This is a genomic window from Saccharopolyspora sp. NPDC047091, assembly GCF_040643635.1.
Classification (GTDB): Bacteria; Actinomycetota; Actinomycetes; order Mycobacteriales; family Pseudonocardiaceae; genus Saccharopolyspora_C.
This window is the reverse complement of record NZ_JBEYUS010000006.1, coordinates 66,328-85,012: the sequence shown is the minus strand read 5'-3', so window position 1 is coordinate 85,012 and position 18,685 is coordinate 66,328. Positions and strand designations below refer to the sequence as shown.

At 71.7% G+C, this 18,685-nt stretch carries 17 protein-coding genes; 14 read left to right on the top strand and 3 right to left on the bottom strand.

What is annotated here, in order from left to right; translation table 11 throughout:
* Positions 1–3: 3 nt before the first annotated feature.
* From ABZ805_RS05080 to ABZ805_RS05040, 9 genes are all read left to right on the top strand, one after another.
* Positions 4–2,640 (top strand): valine--tRNA ligase, encoded by a 2,637-nt coding sequence (locus ABZ805_RS05080; RefSeq protein WP_358434546.1) that lies wholly within the window; start codon positions 4–6, stop codon positions 2,638–2,640.
* 21 nt (positions 2,641–2,661) lie between these two features.
* On the top strand, positions 2,662–2,880 hold the full coding sequence (locus ABZ805_RS05075) for a hypothetical protein (RefSeq protein WP_358434543.1): 219 nt from the start codon (positions 2,662–2,664) through the stop codon (positions 2,878–2,880).
* Complete coding sequence (locus ABZ805_RS05070; RefSeq protein ID WP_358434540.1) at positions 2,877–3,083, top strand: DUF397 domain-containing protein; 207 nt, start codon at positions 2,877–2,879, stop codon at positions 3,081–3,083. The genes ABZ805_RS05075 and ABZ805_RS05070 overlap by 4 nt, the downstream gene beginning before the upstream one ends.
* A 124-nt stretch (positions 3,084–3,207) precedes the next feature.
* Positions 3,208–3,402 (top strand): DUF397 domain-containing protein, encoded by a 195-nt coding sequence (locus tag ABZ805_RS05065; protein WP_358434537.1) that lies wholly within the window; start codon positions 3,208–3,210, stop codon positions 3,400–3,402.
* Positions 3,403–3,556: 154 nt separating this feature from the next.
* Complete coding sequence (locus ABZ805_RS05060) at positions 3,557–4,924, top strand: folylpolyglutamate synthase/dihydrofolate synthase family protein (protein ID WP_358434535.1); 1,368 nt, start codon at positions 3,557–3,559, stop codon at positions 4,922–4,924.
* Positions 4,921–5,358, top strand: a complete 438-nt coding sequence (locus tag ABZ805_RS05055; protein WP_358434532.1) for a DUF4233 domain-containing protein — start codon at positions 4,921–4,923, stop codon at positions 5,356–5,358. Before ABZ805_RS05060 ends, ABZ805_RS05055 begins: the two co-directional genes overlap by 4 nt.
* A gap of 56 nt (positions 5,359–5,414) precedes the next feature.
* Positions 5,415–5,663, top strand: a complete 249-nt coding sequence (locus ABZ805_RS05050) for a ribbon-helix-helix protein, CopG family (protein ID WP_358434529.1) — start codon at positions 5,415–5,417, stop codon at positions 5,661–5,663.
* Positions 5,660–6,088: a type II toxin-antitoxin system VapC family toxin gene (locus ABZ805_RS05045; RefSeq protein ID WP_358434526.1), complete on the top strand. Its 429-nt coding sequence runs from the start codon at positions 5,660–5,662 to the stop codon at positions 6,086–6,088. Before ABZ805_RS05050 ends, ABZ805_RS05045 begins: the two co-directional genes overlap by 4 nt.
* A gap of 85 nt (positions 6,089–6,173) precedes the next feature.
* Positions 6,174–6,332 carry a hypothetical protein gene (locus ABZ805_RS05040; RefSeq protein ID WP_358434524.1) on the top strand — a complete coding sequence of 53 codons (159 nt, stop codon included), beginning with the start codon at positions 6,174–6,176 and terminating at the stop codon, positions 6,330–6,332.
* Positions 6,333–6,362: 30 nt separating this feature from the next.
* On the opposite strand, the gene ABZ805_RS05035 is transcribed toward ABZ805_RS05040, so the two are convergent.
* On the bottom strand, positions 6,363–7,463 hold the full coding sequence (locus tag ABZ805_RS05035) for a zinc-binding dehydrogenase (RefSeq protein ID WP_358434521.1): 1,101 nt from the start codon (positions 7,461–7,463) through the stop codon (positions 6,363–6,365).
* 301 nt (positions 7,464–7,764) lie between these two features.
* On the opposite strand from ABZ805_RS05035, the gene ndk reads away from it, so the two are divergent.
* Positions 7,765–8,175: a nucleoside-diphosphate kinase gene (ndk, locus tag ABZ805_RS05030; protein WP_224959664.1), complete on the top strand. Its 411-nt coding sequence runs from the start codon at positions 7,765–7,767 to the stop codon at positions 8,173–8,175.
* Between the two features lie 309 nt (positions 8,176–8,484).
* On the top strand, positions 8,485–10,446 hold the full coding sequence (locus tag ABZ805_RS05025) for a TIGR03960 family B12-binding radical SAM protein (RefSeq protein WP_358434517.1): 1,962 nt from the start codon (positions 8,485–8,487) through the stop codon (positions 10,444–10,446).
* 88 nt (positions 10,447–10,534) lie between these two features.
* Here ABZ805_RS05025 and ABZ805_RS05020 read toward each other — a convergent pair whose 3' ends face one another.
* Positions 10,535–11,440 carry an AraC family transcriptional regulator gene (locus ABZ805_RS05020; RefSeq protein WP_358434744.1) on the bottom strand — a complete coding sequence of 302 codons (906 nt, stop codon included), beginning with the start codon at positions 11,438–11,440 and terminating at the stop codon, positions 10,535–10,537.
* A gap of 174 nt (positions 11,441–11,614) precedes the next feature.
* Between ABZ805_RS05020 and ABZ805_RS05015 the strand changes: the two genes are divergently transcribed.
* Positions 11,615–12,658 (top strand): aldo/keto reductase, encoded by a 1,044-nt coding sequence (locus tag ABZ805_RS05015; RefSeq protein WP_358434514.1) that lies wholly within the window; start codon positions 11,615–11,617, stop codon positions 12,656–12,658.
* Positions 12,659–12,745: 87 nt separating this feature from the next.
* Here ABZ805_RS05015 and ABZ805_RS05010 read toward each other — a convergent pair whose 3' ends face one another.
* A complete protein-coding gene (locus ABZ805_RS05010) occupies positions 12,746–14,116 on the bottom strand; it encodes a S8 family serine peptidase (protein WP_358434511.1) in 1,371 nt (456 codons plus the stop codon).
* 270 nt (positions 14,117–14,386) lie between these two features.
* Between ABZ805_RS05010 and ABZ805_RS05005 the strand changes: the two genes are divergently transcribed.
* Positions 14,387–15,181: a TIGR03936 family radical SAM-associated protein gene (locus ABZ805_RS05005; protein ID WP_358434741.1), complete on the top strand. Its 795-nt coding sequence runs from the start codon at positions 14,387–14,389 to the stop codon at positions 15,179–15,181.
* A gap of 171 nt (positions 15,182–15,352) precedes the next feature.
* Positions 15,353–18,619 carry a translation initiation factor IF-2 N-terminal domain-containing protein gene (locus ABZ805_RS05000; RefSeq protein WP_358434508.1) on the top strand — a complete coding sequence of 1,089 codons (3,267 nt, stop codon included), beginning with the start codon at positions 15,353–15,355 and terminating at the stop codon, positions 18,617–18,619.
* Positions 18,620–18,685 lie beyond the last annotated feature (66 nt).

Sequence of the window (18,685 nt, the reverse complement as noted above, 5' to 3'; positions counted from 1 at the left end):
CGTGTGACACAGACCAGCGCACCCGCACAGCCCCGTGAACTTCCGTCGAGCTGGAACCCGGCCGACGTCGAGGCCGAGCTGTACCAGCGCTGGGTAGCCGCCGAGTACTTCACCGCCGACGCGCACAGCGACAAGCCGCCGTTCTCGATCGTGATCCCGCCGCCGAACGTCACCGGCAGCCTGCACATCGGCCACGCTTTCGAGCACACCTTGATGGACGTGCTCACCCGTCGTCGCCGGATGCAGGGCTACGAGGCGTTGTGGCTGCCCGGCATGGACCACGCCAGCATCGCCGTCCAGGCCCTGGTGGAGCGGCAGCTCCGCGAGGAGGGCGTCGACCACCGCGAGCTCGGCCGGGAGAAGTTCCTGGAGCGGGTGTGGGAGTGGAAGGAGCAGCACGGCGGCTCGATCCTGTCCCAGATGCGCCGCCTCGGGGACAGCGTCGACTGGAGCCGCGAGCGCTTCACGATGGACTCGGGGCTGTCCCGCGCGGTGCAGACCATCTTCAAGAAGCTGTTCGACGACGGCCTGATCTACCGGGCGGAGCGCCTGGTGAACTGGTCGCCGACGATGCGCTCGGCGATCTCCGACATCGAGGTCGAGCACCGCGAGGTCGAGGGCGAGCTCGTCTCGATGCGCTACGGCTCCGGGGACGCGGAGATCGTGGTGGCCACCACCCGGGTGGAGACGATGCTCGGCGACACCGCGATCGCGGTGCACCCGGACGACGAGCGCTACCGGCACGTCGTCGGCACCGAGGTGGAGCTGCCGCTGACCGGCCGCAGCATCCCGGTCGTCGCCGACGAGCACGTCGACCCCGAGTTCGGCACCGGCGCGGTGAAGGTGACCCCCGCGCACGACCCGAACGACTTCGAGATCGGGCAGCGGCACGACCTGCCGATGCTCACGATCATGGACGAGCAGGGCCGCATCGCCCGCACCGGCACCGAGTTCGACGGCATGGACCGCTTCGAGGCCCGCGTCGCCGTCCGCGAGGCGCTGCGCGCCGAGGGCCGCATCGTCGCGGAGAAGCGCCCCTACCTGCACAGCGTCGGGCACAGCTCCCGGTCGAAAGAGCCGATCGAGCCGCGGCTGTCGTTGCAGTGGTTCGTCAAGGTCGGCCCGCTCGCGCAGGCCGCCGGGGACGCGGTGCGCGACGGCCGGGTCGCGGTGCACCCGCCGGAGATGGCGAAGCGCTACTTCGACTGGGTCGACAACCTGCACGACTGGGCCATCTCGCGGCAGCTGTGGTGGGGCCACCGGATCCCGATCTGGTACGGCCCGAACGGCGAGGTCGTGTGCGTCGGCCCGGACGAGCAGCCGCCGTCCGGCGAGGGCTGGTACCAGGACGAGGACGTGCTCGACACCTGGTTCTCCTCGGGCCTGTGGCCGTTCTCCACGATGGGCTGGCCGGACGAGACGCCGGACCTGGCGAAGTTCTACCCGACCAGCGTGCTGGTCACCGGCTACGACATCCTCTTCTTCTGGGTCGCCCGGATGATGATGTTCGGCCTGTACGCGATGGACGGCGTGCCGCCGTTCGACGTGATCGCGCTGCACGGCATGGTCCGCGACGCGCACGGCAAGAAGATGTCGAAGTCCGCGGGCAACACGGTCGACCCGCTGGAGTGGATGGACACCTACGGCACCGACGCGCTGCGGTTCACCTTGGCGCGCGGCGCGAACCCGGGCGCGGACGCGCCGATCAGCGAGGAGTGGGTCGCCGGCTCGCGCAGCTTCTGCACGAAGCTGTTCAACGCCACCAAGTTCGCGCTGATGAACGGTGCGCGGGTGCCGTCCGAGCTGCCGGCTCGCGCGGAGCTGACCGACGCGGACCGCTGGATCCTGGACCGCACCGACCAGCTGACGTCCGATGTGGACGAACTGCTGGAGGACTTCCAGTTCGCCAAGTCCACCGAGGCGCTCTACCACTTCACCTGGGACGAGTTCTGCGACTGGTACCTGGAGCTGTCGAAGGTCCAGATCGATGCGGGCGGTGACCGCGCGGAACGCACCCGCGAGGTGCTGGGGCACGTGCTGGACGTGCTGCTGCGGCTGCTGCACCCGACGATCCCGTTCGTCACCGAGACGCTGTGGACCACGCTCACCGGCCGCGAGTCCGTGGTCATCGCCGACTGGCCGAAGGCGGCGGGCACGTCCGCCGACGAGGACGCGGCGCGGCGGGTGGAGGCCACCCAGAAGCTCATCACCGAGATCCGCCGGTTCCGCTCGGACCAGGGCTTGAAGCCCGGCCAGCGGGTCGCGGCGCGGTTGAGCGGCCTGGACGCGCTCGGGTTGGTGGAGCACCTGCCCGCGGTGCGGTCGCTGGCGAAGCTGAACGAACCCGGCGAGGACTTCACCTCCTCGGCGTCGCTGGAGATCGGCCTGGTCGGCGGCAACGTCGAGGTGGAGCTGGACCTCTCCGGCGCGGTGGACGTGGCCGCCGAGCGCAAGCGGCTGGAGAAGGACCTGGCGGCGGCCCGCAAGGAGCTGGAGGGCACCGAGAAGAAGCTCGGCAACCCGTCTTTCACCGACAAGGCTCCCGCCGAGGTCGTCGAGAAGATCAAGGTCCGCCGCGAGACGGCGCAGACCGACATCGCCCGCATCGAATCCCGCCTGGCGGCCCTGCCGACGGCGTGACCGCTCCGGTCCACACCTGAGGTGAACGGCCCGTTCGACCAGCCGCATTGGTCGGGCGGGCCGTTCGCCTTCCCGGGCTCAGCGCTCGGCGGCCGGGGCGGCGAGCTCCGCCAGCGCCCGCGTGCCCGCTGCCACGACGTGGTGTTGCGACGTGCCTTCGACACGCTCACCGGGCTTGCGGCATCCGGCGATGACGCGCTCAAGTTGATCCATCGCACGGAGGAGGAGATGAGCCGATGACGAATTCAGCGAACACCGGGTGGTTCAAGAGCAGGCGCAGCGCGGCGGCCAGCGACAACTGCGTCGAGGTGCGGTTCTGCTCGGGCGAGGTAGGCGTCCGCGACACGAAGGAGCGGTCGGGACCGGCGTTCGCGTTCTCGCCGGGTGCGTGGGGCGCCTTCGTGGCGGACGCGAAGGCGGGCCGCTTCGACCTCCCGGCCTGACGCCTTGAGTTGGCCGAGGTGAGTGGCCCATTCGCCTCGTGAGGCTGGGCTGATGGGCCATTCACCTGGCGGGGCCGGGTTGTAAGACTGGAATGTGGTGGATCGGCTGGGGTCGGGAGGCGTGGTGGACACCGGGTGGTTCAAGAGCAGCCGGAGTTCCGGCGGGAGCGACAACTGCGTCGAGGTGCGGATCTCGTCCGGCGAGGTCGGTCTCCGCGACTCCAAGGAGCGGTCGGGTCCGGCGTTCGCGTTCTCCTCGTCGGTATGGGGGGCGTTCATGGCGCAGGCGAAGGTGGGGCGCTTCGACTTCCTGTCCTGACGACCGGCGCCGCCGAGGTGAATGGCCCATTCGCCTCGTGCGGCTGGGCTGATGGGCCATTCACCTGGGGCGGTTGGGGCGCGGGGTCGGGGTCGGGACTTACCGACGTAGACTTGAGCTGGACGTTTGTCGTCGGGGTAGGGGAGTGTGCCAGTTGTCCGGCACCGAATCCGGTGCGCTGCACGAGCTGCGCGTGGTGGAGGCCGAGCTCAACGAGCGCTGGCCGGAAACGAAGATCGAGCCGTCGCTGGACCGCATCCGGGCGCTCACCGACCTGCTGGCCGAGCCGCAGCGCAGCTACCAGGTGGTGCACATCGGCGGGACCAACGGGAAGTCCTCGGTCTCCCGGATGGTGGACTCGCTGCTGACCCGCATCGGCTTGCGCACGGGCCGCTACACCAGCCCGCACCTGCAGCTGGCCACCGAGCGCATCAGCATCGACAACAAGCCGATCACCCCGGAGGCCTACGTCGAGGCCTACCGCGACATCGCGCCGTACGTGTCCATCGTGGACTCGCACCACGACGTGAAGATGTCGAAGTTCGAGGTGCTGACCGGGATGGCGTTCGCCGCCTTCGCCGACGCGCCCGTCGAGGCCGCCGTGCTGGAAGTGGGGCTCGGCGGTGGCTGGGACGCCACCAACGTCGCCGACGCGCACATCGCGGTGCTCTGCCCGATCGCGCTGGACCACGCCGACTACCTCGGCACCGACCTCGCGGGCATCGCCCGGGAGAAGGCCGGGATCATCAAGCCGGACTCGATCGTGGTGCTCGCCGCGCAGACCGCCGAAGTGCAGACCCCCATCCTGGAGCGGGTCGCCGAGGTCGGCGCCACCGTCGCCCGCGAGGGCAACGAGTTCGGCGTGCTGTCCCGGACCGTGGCCGTCGGCGGCCAGATGCTGAAGCTGCAGGGCCTCGGCGGCACCTACGACGAGATCTTCCTGCCGCTGCACGGCGAGCACCAGGCGCGCAACGCCGCCCTCGCGCTCGCCGCCGTCGAAGCGTTCTTCGGCGCCGGGGCCGAGCAGAAGCTCGACCCGGAAGCGGTGCAGGAGGCGTTCGCCGGGGTCATCACGCCCGGCCGCCTGGAGCGCGTCCGCGCCGCACCGGCCGTGCTCGTCGACGCCGCGCACAACCCGCACGGCGCCCGCGCCCTCGCCGACGCGCTCAGCTCCGAGTTCTCCTTCCGCCGCCTCGTCGCCGTGATCGGCGTGCTGTCCGACAAGGACGTGCGCGGGCTGCTGCGGGAACTCGAACCCGTCGTGGAAGAGGTCGTGCTCACCAAGAACTCCTCGCCGCGGGCGATGGACCCCGACGAGCTCGCCGCCCTGGCCAAGGACATCTTCGGCGCGGAACGCATCGTCGTGGAGCCCCGCCTGGACGACGCCGTGGAGACCGCCATCCAGATGGCGGAGGAGACCACCGGCGATTCGGACACCGTCTCCGGTGGCGGCGTGGTGATCACCGGGTCCGTGGTGACCGCCGGTGAGGGGCGCGCCCTGTTCGGCAAGGAGCCGTTGTGACCGAGATCGGATCGTTCCTGTCCCTGCCCACCGCGCCGGACGGCGTGCGCGACCCGTGGAAGGGCCTGCGCGGCGTCATGGCGGGCACGCTGGTGATGGAGTTCCTCACCTTCGGGCTCGCGCTGCCCGTCGTGTGGCAGTTCGGTGGCGGCGTCACCGGCGTCGGGTTCTCGGCCGTCGCGGTGCTCACCGTGCTCATGCTCTTCGCCGGGTTCACCCAGCGGAAGCCGTGGGGGCTGCCGTTCGCGCTGGTGCTGCAGGTGGCGATGGTCGCCTGCTACCTGGTGCACCCGGCCGTCGGGATCATGGGTCTGCTGTTCGCGGCCGTGTGGGGCTACATGCTGTACCTGCGGCACGACGTGGCGAAGCGGATGCGCGAAGGCCGCCTGTACGACCAGCTCGGCCACCCCGAGGGCTACCCGCCGGAGCAGTGATCACCGCCCGATCGGGTAGTGGTGCATCATGATGCGGGTTGCGTATTCTCGCGTGCATGAGAACGACCATCACGATCGATGACGCCCTGCTCGATCAGCTCAAGATCAGGGCGGCTCAGGAGAACACGACGGTCAGCGCGCTCATCGAGGACGATGTCCGGCTAGGGGAACTGCGACGCGCTCAGCAAGCCGCGCCCGAACGCGGACGTTTCCGGCTGCGCACTTACGACCTGGGAAAACCCAGCACGGGCGTCGACATCAACGACAACGCGGCCGTGCTCGACGCCATGGAGCGCCGAGCGTGATCGCCTGCGATGTCAACGTTCTGATCAACGCGCACAACGTGTCCGCGCCGAAGCACGAGGAGTACGCGTCGTGGTTGGAGGACGCGCTCAACGGATCCACCCCGGTGGGCATCCCCTCGATCGTCTTCAGCGGGTACCTGCGCATCATCACGAACACCCGGTTGTTCCCTCGACGTTTCACGGCGGAGGAGGCGCTGGAGGAGATCGCGGCCATCCGGACGGCCCCGGCGTTCGTCTCGCTCGATCCGGGGCCGCGGCATTGGGAGATCTTCACCGAGTTGTGCCGCAAAGCCGAGGTGTCGGGCAACCACGTCCCCGACGCCTACCTCGCCGCCATCGCGATCGAGCACGGCGCGGAGTGGATCACGGCCGATCGGGGCTTCGCGCGGTACCCGGGCCTGCGCTGGCGCCATCCGCTGGACTAGGAGCCGTTCGGGAACGCGGGGCCGTTCGGCGACGGCACCTGATCGTGGCCTCGACGCCCGTGTTGATCATCGGTATCCATGGCACATGGAGATCAACAAGGACCGTGCGCAGGACCGGCAGCCGCCGCTGCGCACCCGCAGCTTCCCGTTCCCGCCTGGCGACCTCGCCGAACCCCGGCCCGGCATCGTCGTCAACGACGACGCCGCGCTGGTGGAATGCCTGGACACCGACCGGCGGCGCTGAGCGCCCGGGGTGTTCGGCGCGCCCGGGTGCTCAGGCGATGTCGATGACCGCGCGGCCGCGGATCTCGCGCCGGTTCAGCGCGTCGTAGGCGTCCTGCACCTCGTCGAAGGCGAACCGGCGGCTCACGGTGTCCTGCGGCCGCAGCTGCCCGCGCGCCACCATGTCCAGCAGCACCGGCATGTCCCGCTGCGGTTTCGCGCCGTAGGAGCCCTTGATCTGCAGCTTCCGCCGCGCGATGGTCGCCAGGTCGAACTCGCCGACGCTGCCCTTCGGGGCGATGCCGACCACCACGACCTGACCGCCCTCCACCACGGAGTCGCGGGCCACGCCGAACGTCGCCGGGCTGCCCAGCGCCTCGAAGGCCACGTCCACGCCGCGACCGCCGGTGAGCTCCCGGATCGCCGCCGGCGCGTCCACCTCCGCCGAGTTCACCACGTGCGTCGCGCCCAGCGCGCTCGCCGCGTCCAGCTTGTCCTCGGAGATGTCCACCGCCACGATCGTCGACGCCCCGAACAGCGCGGCCAGCTGGATCAGCGAACTGCCCACCCCGCCCGCGGCGACCACCGCCACCGCATCGCCGACCCGCACGTCCGCGGCGTGCCGCAGCGCCCCGTAGGCGGTCATCGTCGAGCAGCCCACCGAGGCCACGTCGGCCAGCTCCACCTCGTCCGGCACCTGGTACACCGAGGTCACCGGCGTCACCGAACGCTCCGCCAGCCCGCCCATCGAGTACATCCACACCGGCTCGCCGCCGGGCCGGAACAGCCGGGTCTGGCCGTCATAGAGCAGGCCCTTCGCCCGGTTGTGCGCGAAGAACTCCAGGCAGATCTCCGAGTTCCCGCGCGTGCACTGCGCGCACCGGCCGCACGGCATGATGAAGCTGGTGACCACCCGGTCGCCCACCCGCACCCCGGTCACGCCCGGCCCGACCTCGGAGACGACGCCGGCGACCTCGTGGCCGAGCACGGCGGGCACCGGGAACGGCAGCTCGCCCTTGAGCACGTGCAGGTCCGAGTGGCAGGCACCGCAGGAGAGCACGTCGATCGCGACCTCCCCGGCCTTCGGGTGCGGGTCGGCGATCTCCTCGATGGTCATCGGCTCGTTCACGGCGGTGTGCACGGCTGCTCGCATCCGGACCTCCTCGTCGGACCGGCCGGTCGGTACGGCCGGGGGCGAATCTAGCCCGCGATCTCCGGGGGCACCAGGGGCCGGAGGTTCAGCCGCTCGTCGCCCGCAGGTCGCCGGGCCGACGCCGGATCCGGGTACACCAGCGGGCGGACCGCGGCCGCGGGCCACCCCGCGGCCGATGATCACCGCGGCCGAGGTCAGCGGGTCCCCGGTCGCCCCGGGGGAGGGCGTGTCACCTGCGCCGATACCCTTTTCCGCAAAACGGGCGCGGAGAATCCGCGCCGTCCACCCGAAGGAGAGCAACGTGAGCGAGCGCACCCTGGTCCTGGTCAAGCCCGACGGGGTCGAGCGCGGCCTGGTCGGTGAGGTCATCGGCCGGATCGAGCGCAAGGGCCTCAAGCTGGTCGCGCTGGAACTGCGCCAGGTCGACGAGGACCTCGCCAAGCAGCACTACGCCGAGCACGACGGCAAGCCGTTCTTCGGCTCGCTGCTGGAGTTCATCACCTCCGGCCAGGTGCTGGCCGCCGTCGTCGAGGGCCCCCGCGCCATCTCGGCGTTCCGCCAGCTCGCCGGTGGCACCGACCCGGTCGAGAAGGCCGCCCCGGGCAGCATCCGCGGCGACTTCGGCCTGGAGGTGCAGTACAACCTGGTGCACGGCTCCGACTCGCCGGAGTCCGCCGAGCGCGAGATCAAGCTCTGGTTCCCCAGCCTCTGAGCGTCGACGGTCGCTGAATGCAGGCGACCGCTGAGGACAGCCGGCCTCCGGGCACTGATGGCCGCTGGGCGCCGACGGCCGCTGGACTCGGACGGCCCGGGACTCGGACGGCCGCTGGGCTCGGACGAGACCCGGGCTCGGACGGGCCCTGAGCTCGTACGGGCTTCGAACCCGGACGGTCCCGGCGCGGTCCGACCGCGCGGCGCGACCGCCGCCGGGACGGACCGCGGCGCGGCCCCGGCACCGCTGATCGGGGCCGCGCCCACCACCCCCGGACCTGCTGCGACCCCGGCCACTACCCTGGCCGGTGTGAGTGTGGAGTCCGTGTTCGACCGCTTGGAGCCGCTGCTGCCCCGCGTCTCCAAACCCGTGCAGTACGTGGGCGGGGAGCTCAACGCGACCGTCAAGGAGTGGGACGCCACCACCGTGCGGTGGGCGTTGATGTATCCCGACGCCTACGAGGTCGGGCTGCCCAACCAGGGCGTCATGATCCTCTACGAGATCCTCAACGAGCTCTCCGACGTGCTCGCCGAGCGCACCTACTCGGTGTGGCCGGACCTCGAGGAACTCATGCGGGAGCACGGCATCCCGCAGTTCACCGTGGACGGGCACCGCCCGGTCGGCGCCTTCGACGTGCTCGGCGTCAGCTTCGCCACCGAACTCGGCTACACCAACCTGCTCAGCGCACTGGACCTCGCGGGCATCCCGCTGCACGCCGTCGACCGCACCGAGGAGCACCCGGTGGTGCTCGCGGGCGGGCACGCCGCGTTCAACCCGGAACCGGTCGCCGACTTCCTCGACGCCGCCGTGCTCGGGGACGGCGAGGAATCGGTCCTGGAGATCACCGCCGCCATCCGGCGCTGGAAGGACGAGGGCCGCCCCGGCGGGCGCGACGAACTGCTGCTGCGCCTCGCCGAGAGCGGTGGCGTGTACGTGCCGAAGTTCTACGACGTGCGCTACGCCGCGGACGGCACCATCGCCGAGGTCGTGCCGAACCACGAGCGCGTGCCGTACCGGGTGTTCAAGCGCACCACCATGGAGCTCGACGAGTGGCCGTACCCGAAGCAGCCGCTGGTGCCGCTCGCCGAGAGCGTGCACGAGCGGATGAGCGTGGAGATCTTCCGCGGCTGCACCCGCGGCTGCCGGTTCTGCCAAGCCGGGATGATCACCCGGCCGGTGCGGGAGCGCTCGCCCGAGGGCATCGGCGAGATGGTGCAGAAGGGCCTCGAAGCGACCGGGTTCGAGGAGGTCGGGCTGCTGTCGCTGAGCTCCGCCGACCACTCCGAGATCGCCGAGGTCACCAAGGGCCTCGCCGACCGCTACGAAGGCTCCAACACCAGCCTGTCGCTGCCGTCGACCCGCGTCGACGCGTTCAACGTGGACCTCGCCAACGAGCTGTCCCGCAACGGCCGCCGCTCCGGGCTCACCTTCGCCCCCGAGGGCGGCAGCGAACGCATCCGCCGCGTCATCAACAAGATGGTGTCCGAAGAGGACCTCATCCGGACCGTGTCCGCCGCGTTCGCCAACGGCTGGCGGCAGGTGAAGCTGTACTTCATGTGCGGCCTGCCCACCGAGGAGGACGAGGACGTCCTGCAGATCGCCGAGATGGCCAAGGAGGTCATCCGGGCCGGTCGGCAGGTCTCCGGGCGCAAGGACATCCGCTGCACCATCTCCATCGGCGGGTTCGTGCCCAAACCGCACACCCCGTTCCAGTGGGCCGCGCAGTGCGACCCGGAGACCGTGGACGAGCGGCTGCGCAAGCTGCGCCACGCCGTCAACTCGGATCGCTCCCTCGGCCGCAACATCGGGATGCGCTACCACGACGGCAAGCCGTCGCTGGTCGAAGGACTGCTGTCCCGGGGTGACCGCAGGCTCGGCGCCGTCATCGAGCGGGTGTGGCGCGAGGGCGGCCGGTTCGACGGGTGGAACGAGCACTTCTCGTACCAGCGCTGGGTGGACTGCGCCGCGGAGGAGCTCGCGCGGTTCGACGTCGACGTCGCCTGGTACACCACCCGGGAACGCGCGGAGCACGAGATCCTGCCGTGGGACCACCTGGACTCCGGGCTGGACAAGGAGTGGCTCTGGGCCGACTGGCAGGACGCCCTCGACGCGCGGGAGCAGGACGACTGCCGGTGGACGCCGTGCTTCGACTGCGGGGTGTGCCCGACGATGGGCACCGACATCGAGATCGGGCCCTCCGGGCGCGTGCTGCTGCCGATCAGCCCGGTCGGCAAGGGCTCCCCGGTCAGCAATCCGGCGTTCACCGAGTGAGCGCCCGCCCGGCCGGTCTCGGTCGGCCGGGCGGGGACCGGCCGCGAACCGGGCCGGTGGAGCTCGCCGCGCCTGCCGGGCGGCGGTCCTAGCCGTCGCGCCGCGCCGCGTTGCGGAACTGCTGCGGCGAGGTCCCCACCACGCGCCGGAACGCCGTGCTGAAGGCGCTCTCCGAGCGGTAGCCCGCGGCGACCGCCAACTCCGAGAGGGTGCGGTCGCCGGTGCGCAGGGCGTCGCGGGCCAGCCGCATGCGCCACTCGATCAGATAACCCAGCGGGGCCGTGCCGACCTTCTCCTTGAACGTGCCCGCGAACGTGGACCGCGACATCCGGCTGATCTCGGCGAGCTCGTCCAGGGTCCACCGCCGCCCGACGTCGGCGTGCATCGCCCGCAAGGCCGCGCCGATCCCGTCGTCGGCGAGGGCGGCGAGCCAACCGCCGGGTCGTTCGACGTCGTCGGCGTGCGCCCGCAGCATGTGGACGAAGATCATCTTCGCGATCTGCTCCAGCACGAGGGAACGCCCGACGCCGCTCGACTCGATCTCCGCGACCAGCAGGGAGGCGAGGTGCATGAACAACGGCCCCCTGGGGTCCTGCGCGCGGACGAGCACCATCGGCGGGAGCACGTCGAGCAGCAGTGCCGCGTCGTCGGCGGCGAACGTGAAATCGACGCCGCACGTGTAGGTGTCCTCATCGGTGGCGGCTCCGATGCGGAACCCGCGGCCCACCGCGTTGGGCGGCAACGTCGCAGCCGCCCTGGGCGCCGCGTCGAGCGAGCTGCCCAGCACGTACGGCGGCGGGTTGCCGAGCAGGTAGAAGTCCCCCTCGCGCAACAGCACCGGTTCTAGACCGTCCAGGCTCAGCCGGCATTCGCCGTCGACGACGACGCCGAGCTTCACGTGCGGGAAGGGGTCGTACCGCACCGCCCACCGGCCGGCGGCGTGCAGCGGTGCGGGCACGACGGCCCGCGGGCGGAGCAGCTCCATGACGTCCACTAGCGGGTCACGGGTCCCCAGCTCCTGACCGCCGGACGATGCGTAAAGAAGTTCGGACGCCACGTTATGGACCGTATCAGCGCCTGGCGGCAGGGTGATCTGAGCGGGAATGCGCTCGGGGTGATCCGAACGCGTTCCCCGGTGCGGACATCGAGCCAGGGAGTGGTCGGAACCATGCGTTATCGATTTCTGGGGCGGTCGGGACTGCGCGTCTCGGCGTTGGCGCTCGGAACGGGGAATTTCGGCGGCGGATGGGGGCACGGCGCGACGGTCGCGGCGGCTCGCGACATGTACGACCGGTATCGCGCGGCCGGCGGGAACTTCATCGACACCGCCACGAACTACCAATTCGGCGACGCCGAGGAATACCTGTCGGACATGATCGCCACCGATCGCGAAGACGTCGTCCTGGCGACGAAGTACTCCATGGGCACGACGATCGACAGCGGCCTCCAGATGACCGGCAACGGCCGGAAGTCGATGGTGCAGTCGCTCGAGGCCAGCCTTCGGCGGCTGAAGACGGACCGCGTCGACCTGCTGTGGGCGCACGCGTCGGACGGCGCGACGCCGATCGAGGAGATCATGCGGGCCTTCGACGATCTGGTGCGCTCGGGAAAGGTCCTGCACGTGGGGTTGTGCAGCTTCCCGGCGTGGCGGGCCGCGGCGGGAGCGACGATCGCCGCGCTGCGCGGATGGTCGCCGCTGGTCGCGATCCAGGTCGAATACAGCCTCGTCGAACGGGCGGCGGAACGTGACCTGCTGCCGATGGCGGACGCTTTCGGAATGGGCGTCCTGGGCTATTCGCCGCTCGGCGGCGGCGTGCTGACCGGGAAGTACCGCCGCGGCGAGAGCGGCCGCGCGCAGAGTTCGATCAGCAGGTTCCTGCACCGCGAATCCGACGGGAACAAGGCGGAGGTCCTCGACGTGGTGGAGGCCGTCGCCGAGGAATCCGCCACGACTCCGGAGGAAGTGGCGATCGGGTGGTCGATGGCGAAGGGCGTCATCCCGATCATCGGCCCGCGGACGGCGGATCAGCTCCGCACGAACCTCGCCGCGGCGGAGCTCCGGTTGAACCCGGAGCAGGTCGCCCGATTGGACGCCGTCAGCGCGTTCCCGCTGGGCTATCCGCAGGAGCTGCTGGCGGATCCGGGATCGATCAACGCCATCACGGGCGGCAACGCGGACCTGCTCGACGTCCCCCGGCACGGCGTCCGGTAGCGGACGGCGGCGCGCCCCGGAGACCCGTCGGCCCGGGGCGCCGCGTCACCGGACGGGGCCGCGCCGTGCTCCGGACCGGACGGGCGTTCACCCCGCCACCGCGGCCTGCGCGTCCACCAGGCCGTGGCCGTAGAAGCCGTTGTAGGTGGCGTAGCCGCGGCACAGCGCGTCCTGCAGCCCGTCGCCGTCCAGGTCGTAGTCCGAGGGGCAGGGCAGCGGCCGCGCCGTCTCCAGCAGCGTGCGGCGCAGCTCCGCGGCGCTCGCACCCGGATCGCGGGCCGCCAGCAGCGCCGCCACACCGGCCACGTGCGGTGCGGCCATCGAGGTGCCGCAGGTCGAGCGGTAGTCGCCGCCCGGCACCGTGGAGCGCACGCACTGCTCGCCGCGCTGCTCCCCGCCCGGCGCGGCCAGGTCCACCGCGCCCAGCCCGTACGAGCTGTACCCGGACTTGACCTCGTCGGGGCCGACCGCCGCCACCGAAACCACGTCGTCGAGCCCGGCGGGCACGGCCTCGCACACCGGTTCGCGCTCCGGCGGCACCGCGGTCAGGTCGGTCCGCTCGTTGCCGACGGCGGCGACGGTGAGCACGTCCCGCTCGGTCGCGTAGCGCACCGCCCGGCGCACCGCCTCCTGCGGCACCGGGGACCCGGCGCGGGAGCAGCCCAGCTGCGCGGACTCCACCAGGAAGCTGCTGTTCACCACGTCCACGCCGTGCTCGGCGGCCCACACGAACCCGCACACCGCGGCCTCCGGGTGCACGTACCCGTCCCCGTTGACCACCCGGATCGAGGCCAGCCGGGCCTCGGGGGCGACCCCGGTGACCTCGGCGCCGTCGTCGGCGGCGGCGATGATGCCCGCCACGTGGGTGCCGTGCGCGTCGCCTTCCGGCGCGGCGTCCAGCTCGGGGTCCTCCGGGGTGAGGCAGTTCGCCGAGCGGGACACGTCCACCGCCGCGGCCAGTTCCGGGTGCGCCGCGTCGATGCCCGAGTCGAGGACTCCGACGACGGCGCCCGCGCCGCGGGTGGTGGCGTGCGCTTCCCGGGCGTGGACGGCGCGGAGGTTCCACTGCTCGGCGCTGGAGGGCCCGGTGCCGGAGTCCTGCTGGGCGCCGCCCGCGTCGTCGTCGCCCGCTTCGGCGCGGTCGGCGAGGACCTGCCGCTCGGCGCTGTAGGCGCGGTCCCGCCCCATCCGCGCGGTGAAGTCCGGTTCGGCCGAGTCCACCACGCCCACCCCGATCTCCGGGTAGTACGCGGCCGTCGAGCCGCAGTCGGCCGCCGTCTCGGCCGCCGCCGCGGTGCGGGACAGGCCGGGCTCGAACAGCACCACGTAGCGCAGCTCGGGCCCGTCCGCGGTGCAGGACCGGGCCGGTTCCGCGTCGGCTGCGGGGCCGGTGCCGACCAGCAGACCCAGCAACGACAGGCTGGTCGCGGCGACGCCGGCCGACCGGGCGAGGGGCACGTCGAACCTCCCACGTGACCGGGCGATCGCCCGCTGGCGGCCGCCGGGACACGCGCGACGGTAGCCAGCTCGCACCGGGCGGTACAAGGGCCGGACGAACATACCGCGCGGTCCTCGACCACCTGCGCGGAACCAGGCGGTACCGTCGGGGCACGGCCCGGTGGCTCCGCTCCCGGACCGTCGCTGATCGCCACCGGCCGCCTCGTGCGGCCGCACCCGGGAGGAGCCCTGGTGAGTCGCCGCGACCACCCCAACCCGTCCGCGGCGCCGGTGCAGAAGCTGCGCCTGCGCTACGCCAAACGAGGACGCCTGCGGTTCAGCTCACACCGCGACCTCGCCAGGGTGTTCGAGCGGGCGGTGCGCCGCGCGGGGGTACCGATGGCGTACTCGCAGGGCTTCAGCCCGCACCCCAAGATCTCCTGGGCCGGTGCGGTGCCGACCGGCGTGGCCAGCGAAGCCGAGTACGTCGAGCTCCAGCTGGTGCAGGAGGTGGACCCGGAACTGCTGCGCTCGGAGCTGAACCGGGTGCTGCCACCTGGGATGGAGCTGGTCGAGGCCGTGGTCGCCGGGCCGGGAGCGCTGGCCGAACGCCTCACCGCGAGCCGCTGGGCGATCGAGCTGCCGGACATCGGCGTCGAACCGCTGCGGGCCGCCGTCGCCGCACTGCTCGCCGCCGAGTCGGTCGAAGTGGAGCGGATGACCAAGGACGGGCGCCGGACTTTGGACGCCCGAGCGGCGCTCGTGTCGGCGGAAGTCCTGGACAGTGCAGATCCAACTGCGGTGCGTGACCAAGATTTCGCTTCCGTCGCCCAAGTGGACGATTGGCCGAAGGGTCGTGCACCGTATGGGATACTCGTAACGGTCGTGCGGCAGACAACACCCGTCGTTCGACCCGACGATGTGCTGAACGCTCTGCGCGTCGTCGCCGATCTGGACCCGTCCGCGGCCGCTCGAGCGACCCGGTGGGAACAAGGTCGGCTAGACGACGAGGGAGGGCTCGCCGACCCGTTCGCCCAGGACAGGGCGACGGCCGTGGCCCATCGGGAGACAATCCCGGCCGGGTGACGTGCCAGGCGCGGACACCGTCGGACCCACCGTGGGACTTCCCGGTTCACCCAGATCCGGGACGGAGGGGACCAGCAGAATTGCCGTCGCCCACGGGCGACGGAAGACCGCAGAACGCACATGCTCCTGTGCGGCCGCGTCCACGGACGCGCCCGGGGGCGGAGGAGTTGAATGTCGAACACGGAAACGCCCGCTGGGAACGCCAGCGGGCCATCGCCCACATCCACCCAGGAAGGCGGCTCGGACACGTTCGAGCTGCCCGCCAAGCTGCGCGTGCACGCGCTGGCGAAGCTGCTGGGCGCCAGCAGCCGGGAGGTCATCACCTCCCTCGATTCGCTCGGTGAAGCCGTGCGCAGCGCGCAATCCAACATCACGCGCGAGGTCGCGCTCCGGGTGGTCCAGCAACTGCGCCCCGAACAGATCGTCGACGAGGCCGCCGCCGAGCGGCAGCCGGCCGAGGACGCCCGGGCGACGGCCGCGGCCGAGCAGCCCGCCGAGCAGGACGCGGCGCCCGAGCAGGCTGCCGAGACCACCCCGCTGAACCCGGTGTTCGCGGCCCCGCAGGCGATGTTCCTCGCCCCGGAGCCCGTCGCGGCCCGCCCCGCGCCCGCCGCGCCGAAGCCGGAACCGGCCGCCGAGACCGGCGACGATCAGGACGATCAGGACGACCAGGACTACTCGGGCGACGGCGACCACTCCGCCGACGGCGAGGACTCCGCCGACGGCGACGACGAGAACGGCGGCCGCCGCCGTCGCCGCCGCGGCCGTCGCGGCCGGGGCCGGGGCAAGGGCGGCGAGGGCGAGCAGTCCGACGCCGCCGACGAGCAGCCCGAGGAAGAGGCCGACAAGCCCGCCAAGCAGGACAAGGGCGGCAAGGGGCGCAAGGACTCCCGCAAGGACGGCGGCCGCAAGGACGACGCGCGCGAGGACTCCGGCGACACGACCGCCGAGGACGAGAAGGACGGCAAGTCCGCCGACGCGCCCGCCGACGGCGGTGGCGAGGATTCCAGCCGCCGTCGTCGCCGTCGCCGCCGCCGCAAGGGCTCCGGGGACGACGACGGGCCGTCGCGGGACGACGATCCGCCGAACACCGTCGTGCACGTCCGTGAGGAGCGGCAGCAGGACCACGGTCGCCAGGAGAGCAGCGACGACGAGGTCCGCGCGATCAAGGGCTCCACGCGGCTGGAGGCCAAGCGCCAGCGCCGCCGCGACGGCCGCGAGGCAGGCCGCCGCCGCGCCCCGGTGCTGTCCGAGTCCGAATTCCTCGCCCGCCGCGAAGCGGTGGACCGCAGCATGGTGGTGCGCGAGAACGGCGACCAGACCCAGATCGCGGTGCTCGAGGACAACGTCCTCGTCGAGAACTTCGTCACCGCCTCCGGCTCCGGTTCGCTGGTCGGCAACGTGTACCTGGGCCGCGTGCAGAACGTGCTGCCCAGCATGGAGGCCGCGTTCGTCGACATCGGCCGCGGCCGCAACGCCGTGCTCTACGCCGGTGAGGTCGATTGGGACGCCGCCGGGCTCGCCGGGAAGGCGCGCCGCATCGAGCAGGCCCTGTCCACCGGCGACAGCGTCCTGGTGCAGGTCACCAAGGACCCCGTCGGCCACAAGGGCGCGCGGCTGACCACCCAGATCAGCCTGCCCGGCCGGTTCCTGGTGTACGTGCCGGGCGGCGGTGCCACCGGCATCAGCCGGAAGCTGCCGGACAACGAGCGCAAGCGGCTCAAGGAGATCCTCAAGCGGATCGTCCCGGACAACGCCGGAGTCATCATCCGGACCGCCTCCGAGGGCACCAGCGAAGAGGCCCTGGACCGCGACGTGCGCCGCCTGCAGGCCCAGTGGGAGGTCATCAAGGAGAAGGCCGACACCCCGAAGGCCCAGGCGCCGCAGCTGCTCTACGAAGAGCCCGACCTGCTGATCAAGGTCGTGCGGGACCTGTTCACCGAGGACTTCTCGTCGCTGGTCGTCCAGGGCGGCGACGCCTGGGACACCATCGAGGCCTACGTGCAGCACGTGGCGCCGGACCTGATGAGCCGGCTCACCAAGCACACCGGCAAGGGCGACGTCTTCACGGATCAGCGGATCACCGAGCAGATCGCGAAGGCGCTGGACCGCAAGGTCTGGCTGCCCTCCGGTGGCTACCTGGTGATCGACCGCACCGAGGCGATGACCGTCATCGACGTCAACACCGGCAAGTTCACCGGCTCGGGCGGCAACCTCGAGGAGACGGTCACCAGGAACAACCTGGAGGCGGCCGAGGAGATCGTGCGCCAGCTGCGGCTGCGCGACATCGGCGGCATCATCGTGATCGACTTCATCGACATGGTGCTGGAGTCCAACCGGGACCTGGTGCTGCGCAGGCTCACCGAGTGCCTCGGGCGCGACCGCACCCGGCACCAGGTGGCCGAGGTGACCTCGCTCGGACTGGTGCAGATGACCCGCAAGCGGGTCGGCACCGGTCTGCTGGAGGCCTACAGCAGCACCTGCGAGCACTGCCGCGGGCGGGGCCTGATGGTCTCGACGGACCCGGTGGTGCACCAGCACGGCGGTGGCTCCGGCAACGGCGGCGGTGGCGGCAACGGCGGCGGCTCGCGCCGGAACCGCAACAAGGGCAAGCACGACGGTTCCGGGGACTCGGACGGCGCGCAGCACGCCGAGCGGAACGGGACCGTGCAGGAGCAGTCGTCCAAGGACGGCAAGCAGGATTCGGGCAAGCAGGAGTCCGGCAAGCAGGAGTCCGGCAAGGATTCCGGCGGCAAGCAGGACTCCGGCAAGCACGAGCAGGCGAAGGGCTCCGGCAAGCACGAGTCGGGCAGGCACGAGTCGGGCAAGCAGGACGGCGGCAAGCACGACTCGGGCAAGCACGACTCCGGGAAGCGCGAGCAGGGCAAGCCGGAGTTCGCCGAGCACGGCGCCGAGCAGAACGGCGCCAAGGCGGACGGCGGCAGGCAGGACGCTGGCAGGCAGGACTCGGGCACGCCGGATCAGGCCAAGCAGGACTCGGGCAAGCAGGACTCCGCCAAGCAGGAGTCGGGCAAGCAGGAGTCGGGCAAGCCGAACGAGGCCGAGCCCGCGCAGCAGGAGCAGGCGGCCCGGCCCGCCGCTCCGGCCGAGCAGCCCGTGAAGCAGCCGGAAACCCCGGCAGCCCAGCAGTCCAGCCCGGACACCGGCGAGACCAACGGCCGCTCCCGGCGGCGCAAGGTCAGCCGTCCGGCGGGCAGCGCGGGAACTCCGGCCGAGCCGGTGGTCCTCGCGGTCGAGAAGCCCGCCGAGCCCGCCACCAACGGGGTTCCGGAGGTGCCGGCGCCCGCCACGGCCTCGGTCACCCGCAGGCCGCGGCGCCGGGCGGCGTCCCGGGCCGCGGGCGCGCCGGTGAACTCCCCGGAGGCCGTCCCCGGTGATGCCGCGGACGCCACCGCCGGAGCGAACTCCGAGAGCTGAGCAGCACCGCCGCGGGCGGGGCCGGGAACTTCCCGGCCCCGCCCGCGGTCGTCTCACCCCTGTCCG